Raw genomic sequence first — 17,305 nt, forward strand, 5'->3', positions numbered from 1 at the left:
ATGGCATCGGCCCAATTGATGAACAAGCGTCCGGTATTGCTTCGCAAAGCCATTTTCGATGGCTACGACTTCGGGCTGTCCCTCAGTTACCTACAAGGTGCAAACAAGCTTTTGCTTCGCCGGAGGGGCTTTTTCATACGCAGGTCTGATCACCCACTGAACCAGTTTTGGCGTGTGCCCAAAGACAAGCTACTCGATGACCTCGATGTGCTCTATCGGGAGCTGGCAGAGCTCGCAGATGGCAAACACATCGAAAGCTGGCAAGCATTCAGAGACAGGATTACCTCTGCCCAGTCAGACGTGCACCGTGACGCATTCACCTGGGGGATGAAGTTCAGGCTCGCGCCGCTGGCGGAAGGCGGTGTGATCCTGTCGGGAGATTTTCATCCTGGTGCTGTAGCAATCGCCAAGCGCATGCGTGGGGTGTTCCTCTCGGCGGGCAAAGCCTGGCGAGTGCAGGGCACACCAGAATTGGTTCGCAGTAACCTGATTCTGGAACTGGGATTGGACGAAGATCAGTTCGAAATTCTGGACACGCTGCAGGAGTTGCTCGCTGACGGGTCGGTCAAGGCGGTGAATGAGGTCACCAGTATCAGTCTGGGTGGCCACTCTCCGGAGTCGACCAAAAGCGAAGAGGAAGTTTCAGATTCAGGTATCTACCTGGCATCTGTCCCATCCATCAAAAACACCGAGCTGACCAGTGCCGATATCGATAAGGCGCTGGAAGGATTCTCGCTGATGGATCATCAGCCAGCAGGAATCAAGCACCTGCTGCAGCGCACGAGCGCGCTACTGGCCGACGACATGGGACTGGGCAAAACTCGCCAGGCTGTGATCGCCGCTGGCATACGCGCACAAGGTAAACCGGTTCTGGTTATTGTGCTCAACAGCCTGATCATCAACTGGCAGCGCGAGATCCTGATGGTGTTTCCCCAAGCTCAGATCGCCATGCAAACCTTTGATGCCAGTGCTGGCTGGATCATCGTGAACTACGAGAGGCTGGGTGATTTTGTCATGCACGCGAGCCGTTTCGCGGTGATGGTCATTGACGAGGCTCACCGACTCAAGGAACCCACTGCAGCGTGGACACGCCACGGCTTCGACATTGCTGCCCAGGTACAAAACCGCTACCTGTTGACGGGCACGCCAGTGCTCAATCGCGAAGCGGAGCTGCACACACTGCTGAGGCTTTCAGGCCATCCAATCGGACAACTGCCCCTCAATGAGTTCTGCGAGCGATTCGCCGGCAGTCCTGAGTTTCGCAAGACGCTTAGAGATGAGATATCCGACTGGATGCTTCGTCGCCGTAAGGATGTGCTGCCCAACCTAAAGGGGAAGCAGCGGCAGACTGTACCGGTGATACTCAGCCAGATAGAACGTGACGAGTACAACCAGATCATGCGGAGCGACCAGCACCGATTCGCAAGGCTGGGCGCACTGCGTCAACTGCTCGAACGCGTGAAGGTACGGATCCTGGCGGATCTGATGGCCGAGCTGGACGTCGACGACAAGGTTATCCTCTTCTGCGAGTATCAGGAATCCGTGGCCACGTTGCGTGAGCACTGCATCAAGATGGGCGTCGGGTGCGTGACGTTGGTAGGCAGTGACTCGCCCAAGAAACGACAGAAGGCGATTGATGCTTTCCAGCAGGACCCGGACTGCAGGGTGTTCATCGGGACCAGGTCGGCCGCCGGAACAGGTTACAACCTGACTGCTGCGAACTATGTCTTTTTTCTGGGGCTTCCATGGACACCGGGGCTGCAGGACCAAGCTGAGGATCGAGCCTATCGCAACGGGCAGTTGCGCATGGTTGTCGTCAAAATCCCCCTAGCTGAGGACACTATCGACCAGCAGCTGTGGCAGATGCTCATGGACAAGCGCGCCCTCGCCAGCGATCTGATCGATCCGGAAGCGGAAGAGTCGAGTAAAAAGGCTCTTGCCGAGATTCTCTGAGTGATGCGTGCGGCACCATGACGGGCGATTCCAAAGCAGCTACGATTGCTTTAATCTTCGCCATTAAGCCTATAGGTCAAGCTGCCGAGGGAGCTCCTCATGCTCAAATCGATTGTTTCAAATCTGGACCCTGTACTGCTCAGATTCTCTAAAGTTTTTAACGGATACGGCTTTTTGTTCATAGTGTCTTACGTCCTCCTTTCCATCGTGTATCAGATGCAGATCCCAAACTTCGACCAACTACGCTTGGCTCAAGATTTCGCGCCGCTCATCGCTTCCGCATTTGGTGCCGGTGCTGTGTGCATGGTTCTGCAGATGATGATCAGAACAAACGCCCGTTCAAGCTGAAGCCTGTACCTCGCTGAAGAGCGCTATGCTCTGATCAACTGGCGGGCTGACTGATCAGGAGGGTTGCTACTGCTGCCCTCCCCACCCTCCCTTATCCCCACGCCTGCTCGAATAACCTGAATCGATCCGTTAAGGGTTTAGCAGTGCTTTGCAACCTAAGCGCTGGCACCTTGGCCACCATCAAGAAATGGGGTCAAGGCACACATGATCAGGCAGCTTTCCACACTTTCCATACTCGCGCTGTTCGCCGGATGCACGTCTGTAGCGGACAAACCGGTTGGACCTGCTTTCGACAGCAGCCAGAATCCTGAGCTGCTCTCGCCAGACCTGTACTCAAGTGGCGCAAAGTCCGGTCAGGAGCCAATGGTCCGCTATGGTCGCTACGCCCTGGTGAATACCGCTCCGGAAGCGGAGCAACGCGATCTGATGGCCCAGATCATCGATGTCAGCATTCCCGCCAACATGCATCCGTCCGTCCAGGACGCGATGCAGTATGTGGTCAGCCGCTCAGGCTACACGTTGTGCCCACCGAGCACCGGTCACGTAAACATCTTGTTCACACGTCCTCTTCCGGCTGCCCAGTACAAGCTCGGCCCAATGAGCCTGCGCAACACGCTGCAGGTACTGGCCGGTCCGGCATGGCAGGTCAAGGTCAACGAAGTAACGCGCGGTGTGTGTTTTGTACTGCGGCCAGGTTACCAACTGCCAGAGACGTCTAAGCCCGTGGCACTGGCTCAACCTGCGCAACCGGCCAGCACTGGATCAACCTCGGTAGCCAGCACCTCCTCTGCCGTTACTGTTGTAACTGCCCCGGCAACCGGAACCCCATTCAGCAAGGACACATCGCCTGCAGGGCAACCGCAAACCACGGTCGTCACGCAGGCAAAAGCGCAACCAGCTGCATCCATCAGCACCCCAGCCAAGGAAGGCACCCCTACACAGCAAAAGCCGACTCCTGTGAGCGCGGCTCCGGCGAAGGCCACATCTCAGACCACCGTCACCAAGAGCATCGTTTCGACCAGCCAGGCTCCTATGAAGCCTGAACCAGCAGCGAAACCCGTAGCAACCGCTGCGCCACAGCAAACGTGGAATGCACCTGTGGGCAGTACCTTGCGTCAATCGGTTGAAGACTGGGCCAAGCGGGCCGGCTGGCAGGTTATCTGGGTACCGGAGGACCTGGACTACCCCATCGAAGCACCGCTGAGTTTCACAGGCTCCTTCAGTTCGGCGGTCAGGCAGATATTCCCACTGTACGACAACGCCAAACGGTCCTTTGTGGTGGACGGTAATGAGGGCAATGGTCAGCAGGTTCTGCACGTATCGGAGAGGAAAAAATGAGCATGCCCTTCATGCGTCAGACCGCTCTGAGTCTCGCTGTTCTATCGGCATCAGCCTGCTCAGTCCAACGGGTGGATGAAGCCGCTGCACGGGCAGAGGCTACCGCCGATTCTGCCGGCCGTTACGCGGCTATACAGCGTAACAAGCAGCAACAGGAACGTCGGGACACAGTGATATTCAGCGACAAACCCTGGGTTTCAACGCAGCCAGTTGTTGCGAGACGAGGCATCCCCTCCAAGTATGACTGTGAGGTCGCATATCGGCCTGCTGGCAGTGTCGGAATTGCTGAAATTGCCCAGTACATTTCCAGACAGTGCGAGATCCCTGTACTGGTCTCGCCCGATGCCCTCAATCCAGGTCTGCTGAACGCTAATGCACCCGCTCCGGGCAACAATGCGCCTCCAATCAGCACGGCCCCAAACCCTGACAGTCTCGCTGGGTTGCTGCCTGCTGGCATTACAGGCAGCTCCAACCTGGCGCAGCCCTCTCAGGGGAGAAGTTCTGACTTCGCATCCATGCTGACACCGAACCTCGTCAGTGGGTTGCGCTACTCAGGGAAAGCCTCGGGTCTGCTGGATGAGGTCACCGCGCGGTTGGGACTCACCTATCGATTCAATCCCACATCACGGTCAGTGCAGGTCAGCTATTTCGATACCAAGGTGTTCGACGTCTACGCATTTGGAGACGTGCAGGAAATCAAAAGCACCGTCAGATCCGGTATGACCACCTCCTCAGGCTCGGGAAGCGGTTCGTCGAGCGGATCGTCGTCAGGCAGCAGTTCTTCAGGCGTTTCGGGTGACTCGGGCAGCAACCAGAGCACGACCGTCACGCTCAACACATCGATCCTGACTGACATCCAGAGCAACGTGAGAGCCATGCTGAGTACGTCGCCGCCTGGCCGTATGTATCTGTCGCCCTCGACAGGGACGTTGACCGTGACAGACCGGCCCGACGTGCTTGCAAACGTTGAGACCTATCTGGCCAAGACCAACCACGCGATCACCCAACAGGTACTGTTCAATGTGAAGGTGTTTGAGGCGACTCTGACCGACACCGATCAGTTGGCTTTGAACTGGGCGGCCGTCTACAACTCGCTGAGCACAAAGTGGGGCCTGTCTCTCTCGAATACTGTGCCAGGCATCAGCTCCAGCGCAATCTCTGGCTCTGTCGGCATTGTCGATACAGCCAACTCCGCCTGGGCAGGTTCCAACGCGATCATCCAGGCAATCGCAGAACAGGCCCGGATCTCGAATGTTCGCTCACCGTCTGTAACCACATTGAACCTGCAGCCTGCTCCGCTGCAGATCGGCAACGTTCAAGGCTACATTCCATCGGTTCAGACCAACACCACGGCATCAGTAGGCTCCAGCACAGCAATTACTCCTGGCACGATCACCTCCGGTTTCAACATGACGCTGCAACCGCGCCTGATGGACGACGATGAGATGCTGCTCATGGTGTCGATCAATATGAGCTCCAAACCTACCTTCGAGCCATTCACTAGCAACGGCTCCAGCGTTCAGATCCCCAACTACGATGCGAAAAGTCTGTCACCTAAGGTGAAGCTACGCAGCGGCCAGACATTGATCCTGTCGGGCTTTGAGGAGCTCAGCGACAACACGGACAAGATCGGCACAGGCTCACCGGGATTCTTCGGTCTTGGAGGTGGGCGTAAACGCACCTCGTCAAAAAGCGTTCTGGTGGTGTTGATCACCCCGATTGTGACCAACTGACATGGCGAACCTGCTCTCCCTGTTACGAAAACGCGCGCCGCGCGCTCAAATGCCCAGTGACGGCAAAGTTCAGATTCTGACTTATCACGGTCGATCTTTCGTGACAGGCCTGCTGTGGCACCCGTTGGGCAGCCTTACCGGCTACATGAAAGAAGCACGCCAGTTCGGTCGCACCCAACAAATGGACATCGTTGCTATCAGGCATACCGAGTCTGTGATTCAGGCTGGATTCGTTTCGCAGAATGACGGTGCAGTCAAAGGCATGTACTCGCTTGCAGCCGCACTCGCTGGGCAGCTGGGCGCATCGTGGCTTGCTGCCTGGAAGATCGAAAATACCGAGGACAGATACGCCTTGGTCGCAGTGTACCGAGGCGCGGTCATCCCGGGCGCTGACCTGGTAGGTAGCAGTGAGGAAATAAAAAAGAAAGTGGCTCAGCAGCTGAGCCGCTCCATGAGCTTCGACAAGATCTTTCTCCCGCCGGAGTTTGGTCGCGGTGGCGAACAATTTGACCCTGAAACATTGTTGCAGCCATCAAACCTCAAGCGCGAATACAAGCTGACACCGCTGGCATTCGGCCTGTCCAGACAGGAGTTGATGAAAGCCGCGGTGATTGGTGCCTTGGTCGTGGCCGGCCTGATTGGGTGGCACCAGTGGAACGAACATAAGCTGCAACTTGCTCGCCAGGCGCAGGAAGCGGCAGAGGCGGCAAGGCAAGCTGAATTGGATGCCCTGAACCAGCGAACAAACGCACCAGTTGTGATCGAGGCGCTTGTACATCCGTGGGTGAAACAGCCTTCTGTCCCAGTATTTCTTGAAGGCTGTAACGGCGCAATTGACCAGTTACCACCGGCAATCGAAGGGTGGTTATTCGTTTCCGCTAAATGCGACGGAACGCTGATGTCGGCCAACTACAACCGCACCGGCAACAGCACCACGATGGCTTTCAGCGCAGCTACGGCGGGCTACTTTGCTGATACGCCAGCGTTTTACGACGAAGGCAACATGGCCGCAGTGAAGCTCACGTTCGAGCTGCCGCTGGCGGGTGATGACGCTCTGAACCCGGCAACGCAAGCTTTGGACAGCATCACTTCATGGCTGCAAGCCCAAGACCTGCAGCCCAAGATCACGGAAGTACCTGTGACGGTTGTCCAGCCACCAGCTTTGCCTGGCCAACCCGCGCCTCCACCACCACCTCCCCCGGATTACCGACACTTCGAAATCCGCTACACGAGCCTGTTGCCGCCAGCGACTGTTCTTCAAGGCGTGCAAAGCACTGGAATGCGCCTGCGTGAAATCAAAACCGACTTTCAAGACGGCAAATTAACCTGGAACGTCATAGGTGACCTCTATGTGCATTAACACTCGCGCCTCAACTCTGCTGACCCTACTGTTGTCGTGCGTGGCTGCCGGCAACATGGCCGTCGCGGCGGATCCATCCCCCAACGACCTCAGTCGGATCAACATTGGCGAGTTGTCCCAGGTGCAGAGTGAAACCTTGCTCTTCACGGCACAGGCGGCGCGAGCTCGTGCCAAGGAAGACATCGTAAACGGGGCCAAAACGACCACGTCCGCGCCGGTTCAGGTTACGCAGAACGCTTACACGACGCCCGCCCCGGCCAGCAACAGCACACCGCAGTTGCCAGTGGTCAAGACCGTGTTCAGGACGAATAACGCTCTATATGCCACGTTGCTGTACGGAAGTGGTTTCGAGGTCGATGCATCAGTTGGCAATGCCGAGTTGCCAGGAGGGTTCAAGGTAATCAGCGTGTCTCTCGACAGCGTTGTACTGGGCCATGACGGACGCCGATATCCACTAGGGTTCTCGACCCGGGCGCCGATTGGTTCGGTCGACGCACCCCAAATGTCACTGCAGACACTCAAGCCTATAGCTCCCGGCCAGCCCTCGGTTACGAGTCCGCTGTCCAGCATGTCGCAGGAGTTACAGCGATGAGCGGCGCGGTACGAATTGAGCCAGACATCAAGGCTGATCCGTTGGCACGCCAGGTCACCCGGCCAACCGCAGTCGTGCAACCGATAACCATCGCCATGCAATCTGACGTGGTCGGAACAGTCCTTACTGCTGAGGGACAGCGGTGGGGGGACATTACCAGCGAGTTGCGTCAGCTGGTTGCCTTGTTGGCACCTGCCCCAGAGGCTGATGAAGCTGAACTGCTCGTCTCGTCTCAGCACATGCACGACCCTTATGTGATGGCATTTATGGACCGCCTGGACAGAGCTGGCGTGCCGTTTCAGACCATCAGCAGCACGCTCAGCGATATCAAGTCTCTGTACCAGAATGCGGGCAAAGCTTTCGCCGGATCTATCGACAGTACCCAGCGCCAACAAGAGGTGATTCGCATCATCGGCGCGGCCCATGGACGCCGTGCTTCCGACGTTCACTTCATCGTTGGCCACGAAATCACCTACATCAAGTTCCGTGAGGACGGTCTCTTGCGGGAATACGGGCAGATCCAGAGCGCCGTAGGTAACGAGCTCTGTTCTTCACTCTTCAACTCAATGTGCGACGTCAAATCTGAGGGCTACTATCAACCGGAATTGAAACAAGATGCGCGCATGGCTCGCACCTTCCTCGATCAATTGGGACTGTCCGGAGCCCGTGTAGCTACACGCCCTCTGGTCGAAGGGCCTTTGATGGTGCTGCGACTGATCTATGACGATCAGGAGAAACAGTCAGTCGACGATCTGGGGTTTCTGCCAGAACAGAATTTGCTGTTCAAGCGGCTGCGAAGCCTTCCTTACGGCGTGATCATATTGACCGGTCCAACTGGATCAGGGAAATCGAAGTCGCTCCAGGTGCAGATCAACCTTCTGGCTGAAGAGTGCAAAGGCACGAAACATATCCTGACCGTTGAGGACCCGCCCGAGTATCCGATGCGTGCAAATCAGTCCCCTCTTGGCAGCAATGAGACATGGGGAGAATCCATTACAAACTCCGTGCGACTCGACCCCGACATACTGATGTACGGGGAGATTCGCGACCTTGAATCAGCTCAGGGGGCACTGCGCGGGGGGATGACCGGCCACCTCGTTTTATCGACTCTGCACACCAACAACGCTGTAGCAGCAATTCCTCGCCTGATCGACATGGGTGCAGATACAAGCCTGGTCACCGACCCAACACTCATTGTCGGTCTTATCAACCAGTCACTCTTGCCAACGCTGTGCAAGAAGTGTCGCGTGCCTGCGCGCAGCCAGATCAGTACCCTGGATCCGCAGCTGGTCGAGAGGCTTGAAAAGATGACCGTGCTCGATCAGGTTTATTTGGCTGGGCCAGGTTGCTCTCTATGCCGTGACGGGGTCAACGGCAGGGTCGCTGTCGCAGAGATTCTTCTCCCGACCCACCGGTTCATGGAGGAGATCCGCAAGAACGGACCAAGCGCAGCGCGCCAGTATTGGGTCAAGCACATGGGTGGTATCACGAAGGTTGCCCACACGCTCATCAAGATCAATGCGGGGCTGATCGATCCGCGCATGGCAGAGGCCGTAGTCGGGCCAGTGGATTTTGACAGCTACATGCTGGATGCCGAGCCACCTGAGGTTGAAGCCCATGCTGAGTAAGGCGATGGACGCCTGGTCAGGGCTTGTAGAAGGCTTTTACAGAAACCAGTTCGGAGGCAATGAGCGTATCCGGCTTTACGAAAGCATGACCGCCCTGCTGGAGAACGGGGTGCCTCTCGACCTGGCTCTTGATCGTATCGGATCGATCTACAGTGACGGTGGCCGCCGTGCTCGACATCCGATTGCCCTTGCCAGCTATGGCATAGGCAAGGCTGTGGACGGCGGCAAGACGCTAGCCCAGGCCTGCCTTAACTGGGTGCCTTATCAGGAGCACGCCGTAATCAGCGCCGGCGAGAAGTCAGGGAACTTGATCCAGGCATTCAGCGACTGCGTGCGGATCATCGAAGCTCGGCAAAAAGTGATGAAGCTGGTGGTCTCAACGGCCTCGTACCCGGTTTTTGTCTGGAGCCTGATGGCCTACTTGCTGAACGTAATCGCCACCCGGGTGGTGCCGGCCATGAGCCGCTCATCCAACCCAGAAGCCTGGTCCGGCGCACCCATGGTTCTGCACATGATCGCCACCTTTGTGACTAACTGGGGACTTCTGACTTTGTGCCTTGTGGTAGTCCTGGTTGTCACCAGTGTCGTCACTCTGCCTTACTTCCGTGGCCCTTGGCGGACAAGGCTGGAGATATTGCCTCCCTGGTCAATCTACAAAGCGCTCCACGGCTCAACGTTCCTCCTCAATATCGCGGTCATGCTGCGAGCAAACATCGATCCGCTCGGAGCGTTGGACACGTTAAAGCGTGGGGCAAATCCGTGGCTGCGTGAACGCCTGGAAGCCGCCCACTACGGGGTTCGGATGGGTAAAAACTTTGGGGAGGCTTTAGATCTTTCCGGGCATGAATTCCCAGACCACGAAGCGATTCAATTTCTGATTGTTCTCTCCACTACGCAGAGCTTCTCGGCTGCAGTGCACCGCTACAGCCTTCGCTGGTTGGAGATATCACTGAAACAGGTCGAGCGTTACGCAAAGACACTGTCCCTCGTATCCATGGTTCTGATCGGCCTGTTGATGATTCTGGTCATGGTCGGGGCCTACAGCATGACCGGCAATGCCACACAAGGCATGACGCACTGAGCACTACACCCGTTACCCACATACCCAGGACCACACACATGCAAAACACCACTCACTCCGCTCGGGCGAACCAGATCGGTTATATCTCGATTGAATTGCTCTTCGTTCTCATCGTTATCCTGATCGGGATGGGCTACGCCCTTTACAACGGTTGGGGCGCGATGGGCAGTTCGGACGTCAACAACGAACAGGGTAACGTCGGTCAATTGATCGCGAACACTCGCAAGCTCAAAGGCAGTACCGGTTACGGAGCGTCAGGGACCGATCTGATCGCCCAGCTCAGCTCGATACGTGGCCTGCCCAATATGTCGTTCTCCAGCGGCAAGCTCTACAACGCCTGGAGTGGCCAGGTCACTGTGGTTGCCAACGGGATGACATTCACCGTGACCGAGGCCGGTTTGCCCCAAGATGCCTGTGTGACACTGGCCACGAAGATTGGACGCGGGCAGAAGGTCACCACCTCTATCAATGGCGGCACAGCTGTGAACGGCGAGGTGAGTTCAGCTGCTGCCACCAGTGGCTGCTCTACTGATAGCAACACGTTGGCTTGGACGGCCTACTGAGCATGAACCCAATTATCGACACGCCTTTTAGTGACCTCTACTTGGGGCCGGATTTTACGGACGTAAAAGGCCTGGATGGCCAGAGCGGACGTGTCGAGGCTCCGGAAAACTGGAAAGAAAGCGCCCTGCTATTACGGGAGGAATGCGCAAAGCATTTTGAAGTGCATCAGGATCCTGAGTTCTCGTTGATCAAAGAAGGAACGGTGCTTCGCGTCACTCAGATACCCGATGCCTTTGGCCAGGCCGTGTTCGTACTGCGCAGATCAAATGCGCAGGTCCGGCAGTTCGACCAATTGGGTTTTCCTGAAGACCTTGTCGAATCGCTGCTTACGAAGCAGGTGCGCGGCCTGGTGATTTTTTGCGGCGAGATTTGCACCGGTAAGACGTCAAGCGCAGCTTCGCTGATCATCGCCAGGCTAAATGCGTGCGGTGGGATCGCGTTGGCTGCAGAGGATCCAGCTGAGACAGATTTGAACGGTCGTCACGGACCTGGTCGTTGCATCCAGATGCAGGTTTCGAGACGCAATGGCGGGTATGAGGAGGCTTTGATGAGAGGCCTCCGCTCTGGCGCGGACATGATGCTTATCGGTGAGATCAGAGACACCCCCACGGCAGTTCAGGCAGTGCGAGCGGCAATCAATGGCCTGTTCATCATCACCACAGTTCACGCGGGAACAGTACCGCAGGCGATCGAGCGAGTAGCGACTCTTGCGGAGCCGGCCATCAGCAACGTCCGATCAATTCTGTCACAGGGTTTGGTAGCTGTAGCTGCGCTTGCCCTCGAAGGTGAAGGCGAAATGCGACATCTGAAGATCCAGAGCCTTTCACTGACTGGACCTGACGGCCCTGGTATTCGCGAGAAGATCCGTTCGAATCAGATCGCGATGCTTAGCCAGGATGTGGATCAACAATCGAACAGGAGCCTCTGGGGATGAATGTTCTCAAGCATGGCCAGACCAGAAAGAATGGTTTTGTGGTGATCGAGCTGCTCTTCGGCCTGATCATTTTCGCCATTGCGTCGGCCATAGGCGTCTCGCTGATGGCCGACAGGATGGATGCGCAGAACTATCAAATCGCAGCTCAGCAACAGCAGCAGATCGCAGAGGCCGCTTCTAAATACTTGAAGGACAATTTCGCAACGGTCTATGGATCGGCGGGCACAACCACGCCTGCGACGATTACCCCTCAGATGCTACGCAACACCAACTATCTGCCAGCCAGCTTCAGTGACACAAATGCATTCGGTCAAAGCTTCGTGGTGCTTGCTCGAAGGGTCAACGTCAACCAGCTCGAATCCATCGTGATCACTACCGGTGGCCAGGCTATCGATGAGATCGGTACCCGGACGATTGCGGAAAATATGGGTGCGCCGGGTGGCTTCATCCCGTTCAACAACACCGGCGTTATCCAAGGAGTACGAGGCGGCTGGCAACTTGCGCTGAGCAACTATGGGATCAACCCAGGCGTTGGCCACACTGCGAGTGCCTTGTTTCTCCAGGATGGCACGCTCTCCAACGACTACCTGTACCGCAACGCCATCCCAGGAAAGCCTGAACTCAATCGCATGAACACGGCGCTCAGTATGGGAGGAAACAATGTCAACGATGTGGCTGCATTGAACGCCTCTGGAACAGTGACGGTTGGAGGTAATGTCGACACTGCTGGGTCAGTGAACGCCGTTGGCAATGTGAGTGCCTCGGGATCTGTCACAGCCCAGGGGAATGTGAGTGCGTCGGGGAGCGTCACAGCCCAGAGCAACGTCATCGCTGCAGGTGATGTATACGCGCAGTCGGTGAATGCCTCGGCCAACCTCACGGGGGCGGCTGCCCGCATATCAGGCGAGACTGTCACAGGCGGTTGGTTTCGCACTCAGGGCGACACCGGCTGGTACAGCGAAAAATGGGGTGGTGGCTGGTACATGAGTGACTCGGACTGGGTTCGGGTCTACGGCGACAAGAACCTCTACACAGCCGGGAACATCCGGGGTGGGACAGTGACTTCGGAAGGTCGCGCGACCGTCGGTGAATACCTGCAGCTGAATGGCGTTGCAACTGCCGGCACTGCCTGTGCTGCAAACGGTATGGTTGGTCGAACCAGTACGGGTCGATCCCTTTCTTGTGATAACCAGGTCTGGGTGGTGAACGGTTCCAGTGCCCCTACCTGCACGGCAAAAACCATCCCCGGCTACGACGCAAACGACGTCACTACCTACGCTTGCCCAGTCGGCTACACAAAAGTTGGTTGGGACACGGCCGGCTCAGGCCAACGATTCAGCAGCACCCCAGGAATCGTGGTCGGCCAGAACGATTACGCCACCATTTTCTGTTGTCAGTTCTGACCAGGCTCATAACTGTCATCGAGGACGTAGAGTGAACATTTACTGGCTTGCAATGGTGGTGATTACAGCAGTGCTCGGAATGGTTTATGAGAAGTCACACCAGGCAGAACAGAGCTCCCAGACCGTAGAAATCTCCTTGATTGCTCATAACGTCCTCGTCTACAGAAATGCCTTGGCCGAGTATGCCTACGCTCACAAAGCTGCATCAGGAACGGTGGCCGATAACCAGTTGGCACTGCCCACCTGGTACGCGCGTTACCCTGGGGTGGAGGGAGTGATCGATGCTGGACGAAGTTACGCGTTCGTCGGATCCCCTCCTCCCGGTCTTGTTTCAGAGATGATCAATTTGACTGGGGGGTCGCTGGCCATCGGAACGGCGTCGTCTGGCAGCCTTGTCACCCCGTCATCTGGTAACGTGGGGGTCGCACTGCCGGCGACAGTACCCAACGGCGCAGCCGTGGCGTACCAATGAGTCAATTGACGGATCGTCACAGATGCGAACAGAAAGGCAGCAGGGGCGCATGCCCCTGCTGGTGTTGCTTAGACTTGTTGAATTAGTCGAATCAGACGAATAGACCAGTAAACGGTCTGCAGCGCTCTAATCAACTCTTCAGGTATGAATCGCAGCATGGCGATGTCCTCGCAGAGTGAATGGGATCAGGATTAGGCTCCTGACATATCCACACGACAGCGAGTAAACCCCCTAGAGGAGTTGACGCAGAGGGTTACCAGCAATACTCTGAGATTTCCTAGGTCCCGTTGTATGCGTCATGTGTTGCACCGATGTTAAACGCAAGAAAATTGCATTGCCACCTGATAAAGACAGTGATGCACTCTGCCCCCGCCTCGCGCGGGGGTTTTTATGACTACGCGATTTTCGTAGAAATGGTGTTTTGAGGTATCTGGAAGCATCCGGGAGACCTCTACGAGCCTTTCCGTCAAATTTCGAGATTTGGAGTGAGCAGTAATTACCAACCTTAATTCTCCGACGAGTGGTAGTGGTTGAAGGGTGGCCCACAATCCGCGGTTCTCAGTATTTGACTTTAAACGTCGGAGAGTCTTCCGGTCGCTGGCCGCGCCGATCATACAAACGCGTCGTGCTGATGTTTGAGTGCCCCAGCCAGATCTGCACCTTGGCAATGTCCGCGTCATGCTCAAGCGCGTTTGTCGCCGCCGTGGCCCGCAAACCATGGACGCCCAGACCATCAACCTTGATGCCGGCAGACATCGCCCAATGACACACGATCTTATAAATGCCATCGGCGCTCAGCCCGGTACCAGAGGCGCGACCTCGTAGTGACCTAAACAGCGACCCATTCCCTGCTCCTCGCTCAAGATCCTTTTCCATATATGCGTAGATACGTTCGGCGGCCACGGGGTGCAGCGGTAGCCAGCGCAGCTTGCCGCCTTTGCCGTTCACCCGCAGGTGCTTAATGCCCCGTCGCTCCTGCAAGTCGCTGGTTTTCAACTGCGCGCCCTCCTCCCGGCGCAGGCCGTGGTACAGCAGCACGGCCAGCACAGCACGATCTCGTAGTCCCTTGAGGCTGTCAGCCGGCGGCGCATCGAGAAGCGCCTTGGCCTGGTGGTCCGCGAGCGCGGGCGTCTTCCCTTCGTTGCTTTCGATCCGGGGCCGCTTGACGCCGTGGACCGGATTGCCCCCTGCCACTGCATTGTTCTCGAGCAGATGATCAAACAGGCTGGCAAGCGCGGCGAGTTTACGCCGGATCGTTGCTCCGGCCAGACCACGCTGCTCCAACCGAGCGCGCCAGGCCAGGACATGTGCGCGCGTCACGGCCCGAAACTCTTCGGCCCCGGCCAAGCCGACGAAACTGCAGAAGTCTTGTAGGTCGATCTGATACGCCCGGCGGGTACGTGGATTATCGATATTGGCAAACCACTCCACGGCTGAGGGTACAGCCGTCAGTTGCTGGAACTCCGCCGCCGTAAGCCGACGTCCGCCATCCTCAATTGAGATCAATTCTCCCGGCATGGACCGTACTCCGCGTCCCATTTAGCCTTAATAGCAGGCCACTCATCCGATGCCATGAGCTCACGCTGCAAGCGCTCATGGATCGGCTCAGGCACTAGGTGCTGCCAGCGATCCATTTCGGCGATCATTTCCATGCTACGAATCTCATCTCCGATTACGGCTCCCACCGCCGCAAAACGTATCCGCGCCTTGTGCCAGAATCCATCTGATGTGCCAAATTGATACAGGGGCACTATGGGCAGGTGGTGCTTTTGCCAGAGTTGCCAGAGCGCGCTTAAGGCGAACCCGCGTCGTCGATAATCTGCGTCGATTTCGATCTTGTCGATGTAGAGCCGGTCCTGCAGCGGGTTGATGCAGTAATCAATGTGGCCCACTCGCTTGCCCTCGACCTCCAGCCTGGCCAAATAGTCCATCCCAGGGAAAACGAAGTTGCCTCGTGGCGCTGCTTGCTCCTGAACCAACAAACTCAACTTGTGCGCCACCTGAATCATCATTTCAGCTTCGCGTCTATGAAAATAATGCCGAACTGGCTCAATGATAGACATACGGTCAGCCCTCCTGAATTAGCGTGATAACGTATTTCTTACATTGGTAAGTAACGGCCATAACCGACAATGGTACGCATGCGCCGCCGGGGGACGTGGTGTCAACGAGCTGACGAACAGCCATAATCCTTCACGATTTCTAGCCGATAGCTTCAAGACCAGGCCTCTGGCCATCTTGCAGTGGGAAGTCCTATGCGGCTCAGAAATATAAACCTCGCTCCACGCGCCACCTTGTTTTTTTCGGCCATCATTTTGCTGGTCGTGGTCTTGGGCGTCATCGCCATACTGCAGATGGGCAAGCTTCGCGATACGGAAAAGGATGTCGAACTGAATTGGCTACCCAGTATTCGGCAAACCGCGATGATGAACTCCACCGTCCTTCGCGTCCGGTTGGAGACCCAGCGGGCCGTTGCCGATCCTCAAACCGTTCAGCAGACCATCGTCAAATTTCCTGCCTACCGGAAAGCCATGAAGGATGCGGTCTATAACTATGAGACCCTCATTGCGAGTGACCAGGAGCGACAGTTGTTCTTGGCCGTGAAAAAGTCCTACGACGATTACGCAAGCCAACTGGATCTGCTGGAACCTTTGTTGAAGGCAGGCGACACCGCTTCGATTGTCAAACTCGTCGCTACCGGTATACGTCCCCTCACGAACCAAATGGAAACTCAGGTCGAGGAATTAACACAATTCAATAACAAAGGCGCTGCGCTTGCCGGTGTTCAAGCGACGCAAGTTTATGATTCAGGTCTTTACATCGTCATCGGCCTGATTATCTTCGTCGCGCTCCTGACTCTTTGTTTGGCAACTCTTCTAACCAAAACGATTACGTCGCCCATCGGGAGCGCCCTTAGCGTCGCCGAACGCATTGCCTCAAGCGATCTGACGAAGGAGGTTGAGGTAAGCGGTACCGACGAGGCAGGCAGGCTTTTGAGCGCGTTGGCCACGATGCAGCAGAACCTTCGAAGCACGATCATGCAGATCGCTGACTCCTCATCCCAACTGGCTGCCGCCTCGGAAGAAATGACCGCGGTGACTGAGCAATCCAGCCTTGGCCTGGTGTCGCAGAATGATGAAGTAAATCAGGCTGCAACTGCTGTCACCGAGATGAGCGCTGCAGTGGACGAGGTAGCACGCAATGCCGAATCAGCTTCCGAAGAGTCCAGGAAAGGTCAGGGCTATACGGAGGTTGGTTTGGAGCGTGTATCGCAGACGCTTAAGTCCATCGAAAAGCTGTCGAGCAACGTGCGCGACACCAGCGAGCAGATCACTGGCTTGTCCAATCGTGCACAGAACATTTCCAAAGTGGTTGAGGTGATCAGAGCCATTGCTGAGCAGACCAATCTGCTTGCGCTCAATGCCGCGATCGAGGCCGCTAGGGCGGGTGAACAAGGCCGAGGCTTCGCAGTCGTTGCTGACGAAGTTCGAGCCCTCGCTCACCGCACGCAAGTGTCTACGCAAGAAATTGAGCAGATGATTCAGGCCATTCAGAACGATTCTGACCAGGCCGTGAAGGCGATGGCCACCAGCAGAGAACTGGCTGCAGAATCCCTAAGCGTCGCAGGCGATGCCAGCAGTTCGCTTGACCAGATCGCGACAGCTATTACGGGCATCAACGAGCGTAACATTCTCATCGCCACCGCTTCGGAAGAACAGGCGCACGTCGCCCGGGAAGTCGATCGCAATCTGGTTAGCATTCGCGAGCTGGCCTCCCAAAGTTCTGCAGGTGCAAGCCAGACTGCAAGCGCTTGCAACGAGATGTCGAAGCTTGCGGTTAGTCTGAATCAGCTGGTCAATCGTTTCAAGGTTTAAGGTATTCACGTACGTCAGCGGACT

At 56.5% G+C, this 17,305-nt stretch carries 15 protein-coding genes; 13 read left to right on the plus strand and 2 right to left on the minus strand.

The features are described 5' to 3' along the window. The 12 genes from JOE33_RS06740 to JOE33_RS06795 all read left to right on the plus strand — a co-directional run bounded on the left by JOE33_RS06740 (position 1) and on the right by JOE33_RS06795 (position 13,406). On the plus strand, positions 1 to 1,953 hold the full coding sequence (locus tag JOE33_RS06740; protein WP_003424996.1) for a DEAD/DEAH box helicase: 1,953 nt from the start codon (positions 1 to 3) through the stop codon (positions 1,951 to 1,953). A gap of 99 nt (positions 1,954 to 2,052) precedes the next feature. Next, a complete protein-coding gene (locus JOE33_RS06745) occupies positions 2,053 to 2,301 on the plus strand; it encodes a hypothetical protein (RefSeq protein WP_003424998.1) in 249 nt (82 codons plus the stop codon). Positions 2,302 to 2,505: 204 nt separating this feature from the next. Continuing rightward, positions 2,506 to 3,639: a TcpQ domain-containing protein gene (locus JOE33_RS06750; protein ID WP_004409808.1), complete on the plus strand. Its 1,134-nt coding sequence runs from the start codon at positions 2,506 to 2,508 to the stop codon at positions 3,637 to 3,639. Next, on the plus strand, positions 3,636 to 5,372 hold the full coding sequence (locus JOE33_RS06755; RefSeq protein ID WP_016567500.1) for a PilN family type IVB pilus formation outer membrane protein: 1,737 nt from the start codon (positions 3,636 to 3,638) through the stop codon (positions 5,370 to 5,372). Before JOE33_RS06750 ends, JOE33_RS06755 begins: the two co-directional genes overlap by 4 nt. A gap of 1 nt (position 5,373) precedes the next feature. Further along, on the plus strand, positions 5,374 to 6,732 hold the full coding sequence (gene pilO2, locus JOE33_RS06760; protein ID WP_003425003.1) for a type 4b pilus protein PilO2: 1,359 nt from the start codon (positions 5,374 to 5,376) through the stop codon (positions 6,730 to 6,732). After that, a complete protein-coding gene (pilP, locus tag JOE33_RS06765; RefSeq protein ID WP_003425006.1) occupies positions 6,722 to 7,324 on the plus strand; it encodes a type IV pilus biogenesis protein PilP in 603 nt (200 codons plus the stop codon). Before pilO2 ends, pilP begins: the two co-directional genes overlap by 11 nt. Further along, on the plus strand, positions 7,321 to 8,952 hold the full coding sequence (locus JOE33_RS06770; protein ID WP_003425008.1) for an ATPase, T2SS/T4P/T4SS family: 1,632 nt from the start codon (positions 7,321 to 7,323) through the stop codon (positions 8,950 to 8,952). Before pilP ends, JOE33_RS06770 begins: the two co-directional genes overlap by 4 nt. Further along, complete coding sequence (locus JOE33_RS06775) at positions 8,942 to 10,033, plus strand: type II secretion system F family protein (RefSeq protein WP_003425010.1); 1,092 nt, start codon at positions 8,942 to 8,944, stop codon at positions 10,031 to 10,033. The genes JOE33_RS06770 and JOE33_RS06775 overlap by 11 nt, the downstream gene beginning before the upstream one ends. 38 nt (positions 10,034 to 10,071) lie before the next feature. Beyond that, complete coding sequence (locus JOE33_RS06780) at positions 10,072 to 10,596, plus strand: type 4 pilus major pilin (RefSeq protein ID WP_003317566.1); 525 nt, start codon at positions 10,072 to 10,074, stop codon at positions 10,594 to 10,596. 2 nt (positions 10,597 to 10,598) lie between these two features. Beyond that, entirely contained in the window at positions 10,599 to 11,531 is a 933-nt protein-coding gene (locus JOE33_RS06785) for an ATPase, T2SS/T4P/T4SS family (RefSeq protein WP_003425013.1), read from the plus strand. Then, positions 11,528 to 12,934, plus strand: coding sequence for a shufflon system plasmid conjugative transfer pilus tip adhesin PilV (pilV, locus tag JOE33_RS06790; RefSeq protein WP_003425014.1), 1,407 nt, complete (start codon positions 11,528 to 11,530; stop codon positions 12,932 to 12,934). Before JOE33_RS06785 ends, pilV begins: the two co-directional genes overlap by 4 nt. Before the next feature lie 31 nt (positions 12,935 to 12,965). Then, positions 12,966 to 13,406, plus strand: coding sequence for a type IV pilus biogenesis protein PilM (locus tag JOE33_RS06795; RefSeq protein ID WP_003425016.1), 441 nt, complete (start codon positions 12,966 to 12,968; stop codon positions 13,404 to 13,406). Between the two features lie 558 nt (positions 13,407 to 13,964). Here the strand turns inward: JOE33_RS06795 and JOE33_RS06800 are convergent. Both JOE33_RS06800 and JOE33_RS06805 read right to left on the minus strand, forming a co-directional pair. Beyond that, positions 13,965 to 14,924: a tyrosine-type recombinase/integrase gene (locus JOE33_RS06800; protein ID WP_003425017.1), complete on the minus strand. Its 960-nt coding sequence runs from the start codon at positions 14,922 to 14,924 to the stop codon at positions 13,965 to 13,967. Further along, positions 14,909 to 15,469: a GNAT family N-acetyltransferase gene (locus JOE33_RS06805; protein ID WP_003425019.1), complete on the minus strand. Its 561-nt coding sequence runs from the start codon at positions 15,467 to 15,469 to the stop codon at positions 14,909 to 14,911. The genes JOE33_RS06800 and JOE33_RS06805 overlap by 16 nt, the downstream gene beginning before the upstream one ends. Before the next feature lie 192 nt (positions 15,470 to 15,661). Here JOE33_RS06805 and JOE33_RS06810 point away from each other — a divergent pair, with 192 nt between their 5' ends. Next, on the plus strand, positions 15,662 to 17,281 hold the full coding sequence (locus tag JOE33_RS06810) for a methyl-accepting chemotaxis protein (protein ID WP_003425021.1): 1,620 nt from the start codon (positions 15,662 to 15,664) through the stop codon (positions 17,279 to 17,281). Positions 17,282 to 17,305 lie beyond the last annotated feature (24 nt).

Source organism: Pseudomonas sp. PvP027, from assembly GCF_017833005.1.
Taxonomy (GTDB): domain Bacteria; phylum Pseudomonadota; class Gammaproteobacteria; order Pseudomonadales; family Pseudomonadaceae; genus Aquipseudomonas; species Aquipseudomonas congelans.

Coding starts and splice junctions, on each gene's coding strand:
- JOE33_RS06740 (WP_003424996.1), top strand. CDS start 1: ATGGCATCGGCCCAATTGATGAACAAGCGTCCGGTATTGCTTCGCAAA.
- JOE33_RS06745 (WP_003424998.1), top strand. CDS start 2,053: ATGCTCAAATCGATTGTTTCAAATCTGGACCCTGTACTGCTCAGATTC.
- JOE33_RS06750 (WP_004409808.1), top strand. CDS start 2,506: ATGATCAGGCAGCTTTCCACACTTTCCATACTCGCGCTGTTCGCCGGA.
- JOE33_RS06755 (WP_016567500.1), top strand. CDS start 3,636: ATGAGCATGCCCTTCATGCGTCAGACCGCTCTGAGTCTCGCTGTTCTA.
- pilO2 (WP_003425003.1), top strand. CDS start 5,374: ATGGCGAACCTGCTCTCCCTGTTACGAAAACGCGCGCCGCGCGCTCAA.
- pilP (WP_003425006.1), top strand. CDS start 6,722: ATGTGCATTAACACTCGCGCCTCAACTCTGCTGACCCTACTGTTGTCG.
- JOE33_RS06770 (WP_003425008.1), top strand. CDS start 7,321: ATGAGCGGCGCGGTACGAATTGAGCCAGACATCAAGGCTGATCCGTTG.
- JOE33_RS06775 (WP_003425010.1), top strand. CDS start 8,942: ATGCTGAGTAAGGCGATGGACGCCTGGTCAGGGCTTGTAGAAGGCTTT.
- JOE33_RS06780 (WP_003317566.1), top strand. CDS start 10,072: ATGCAAAACACCACTCACTCCGCTCGGGCGAACCAGATCGGTTATATC.
- JOE33_RS06785 (WP_003425013.1), top strand. CDS start 10,599: ATGAACCCAATTATCGACACGCCTTTTAGTGACCTCTACTTGGGGCCG.
- pilV (WP_003425014.1), top strand. CDS start 11,528: ATGAATGTTCTCAAGCATGGCCAGACCAGAAAGAATGGTTTTGTGGTG.
- JOE33_RS06800 (WP_003425017.1), bottom strand. CDS start 14,924: ATGCCGGGAGAATTGATCTCAATTGAGGATGGCGGACGTCGGCTTACG.
- JOE33_RS06805 (WP_003425019.1), bottom strand. CDS start 15,469: ATGTCTATCATTGAGCCAGTTCGGCATTATTTTCATAGACGCGAAGCT.
- JOE33_RS06810 (WP_003425021.1), top strand. CDS start 15,662: ATGCGGCTCAGAAATATAAACCTCGCTCCACGCGCCACCTTGTTTTTT.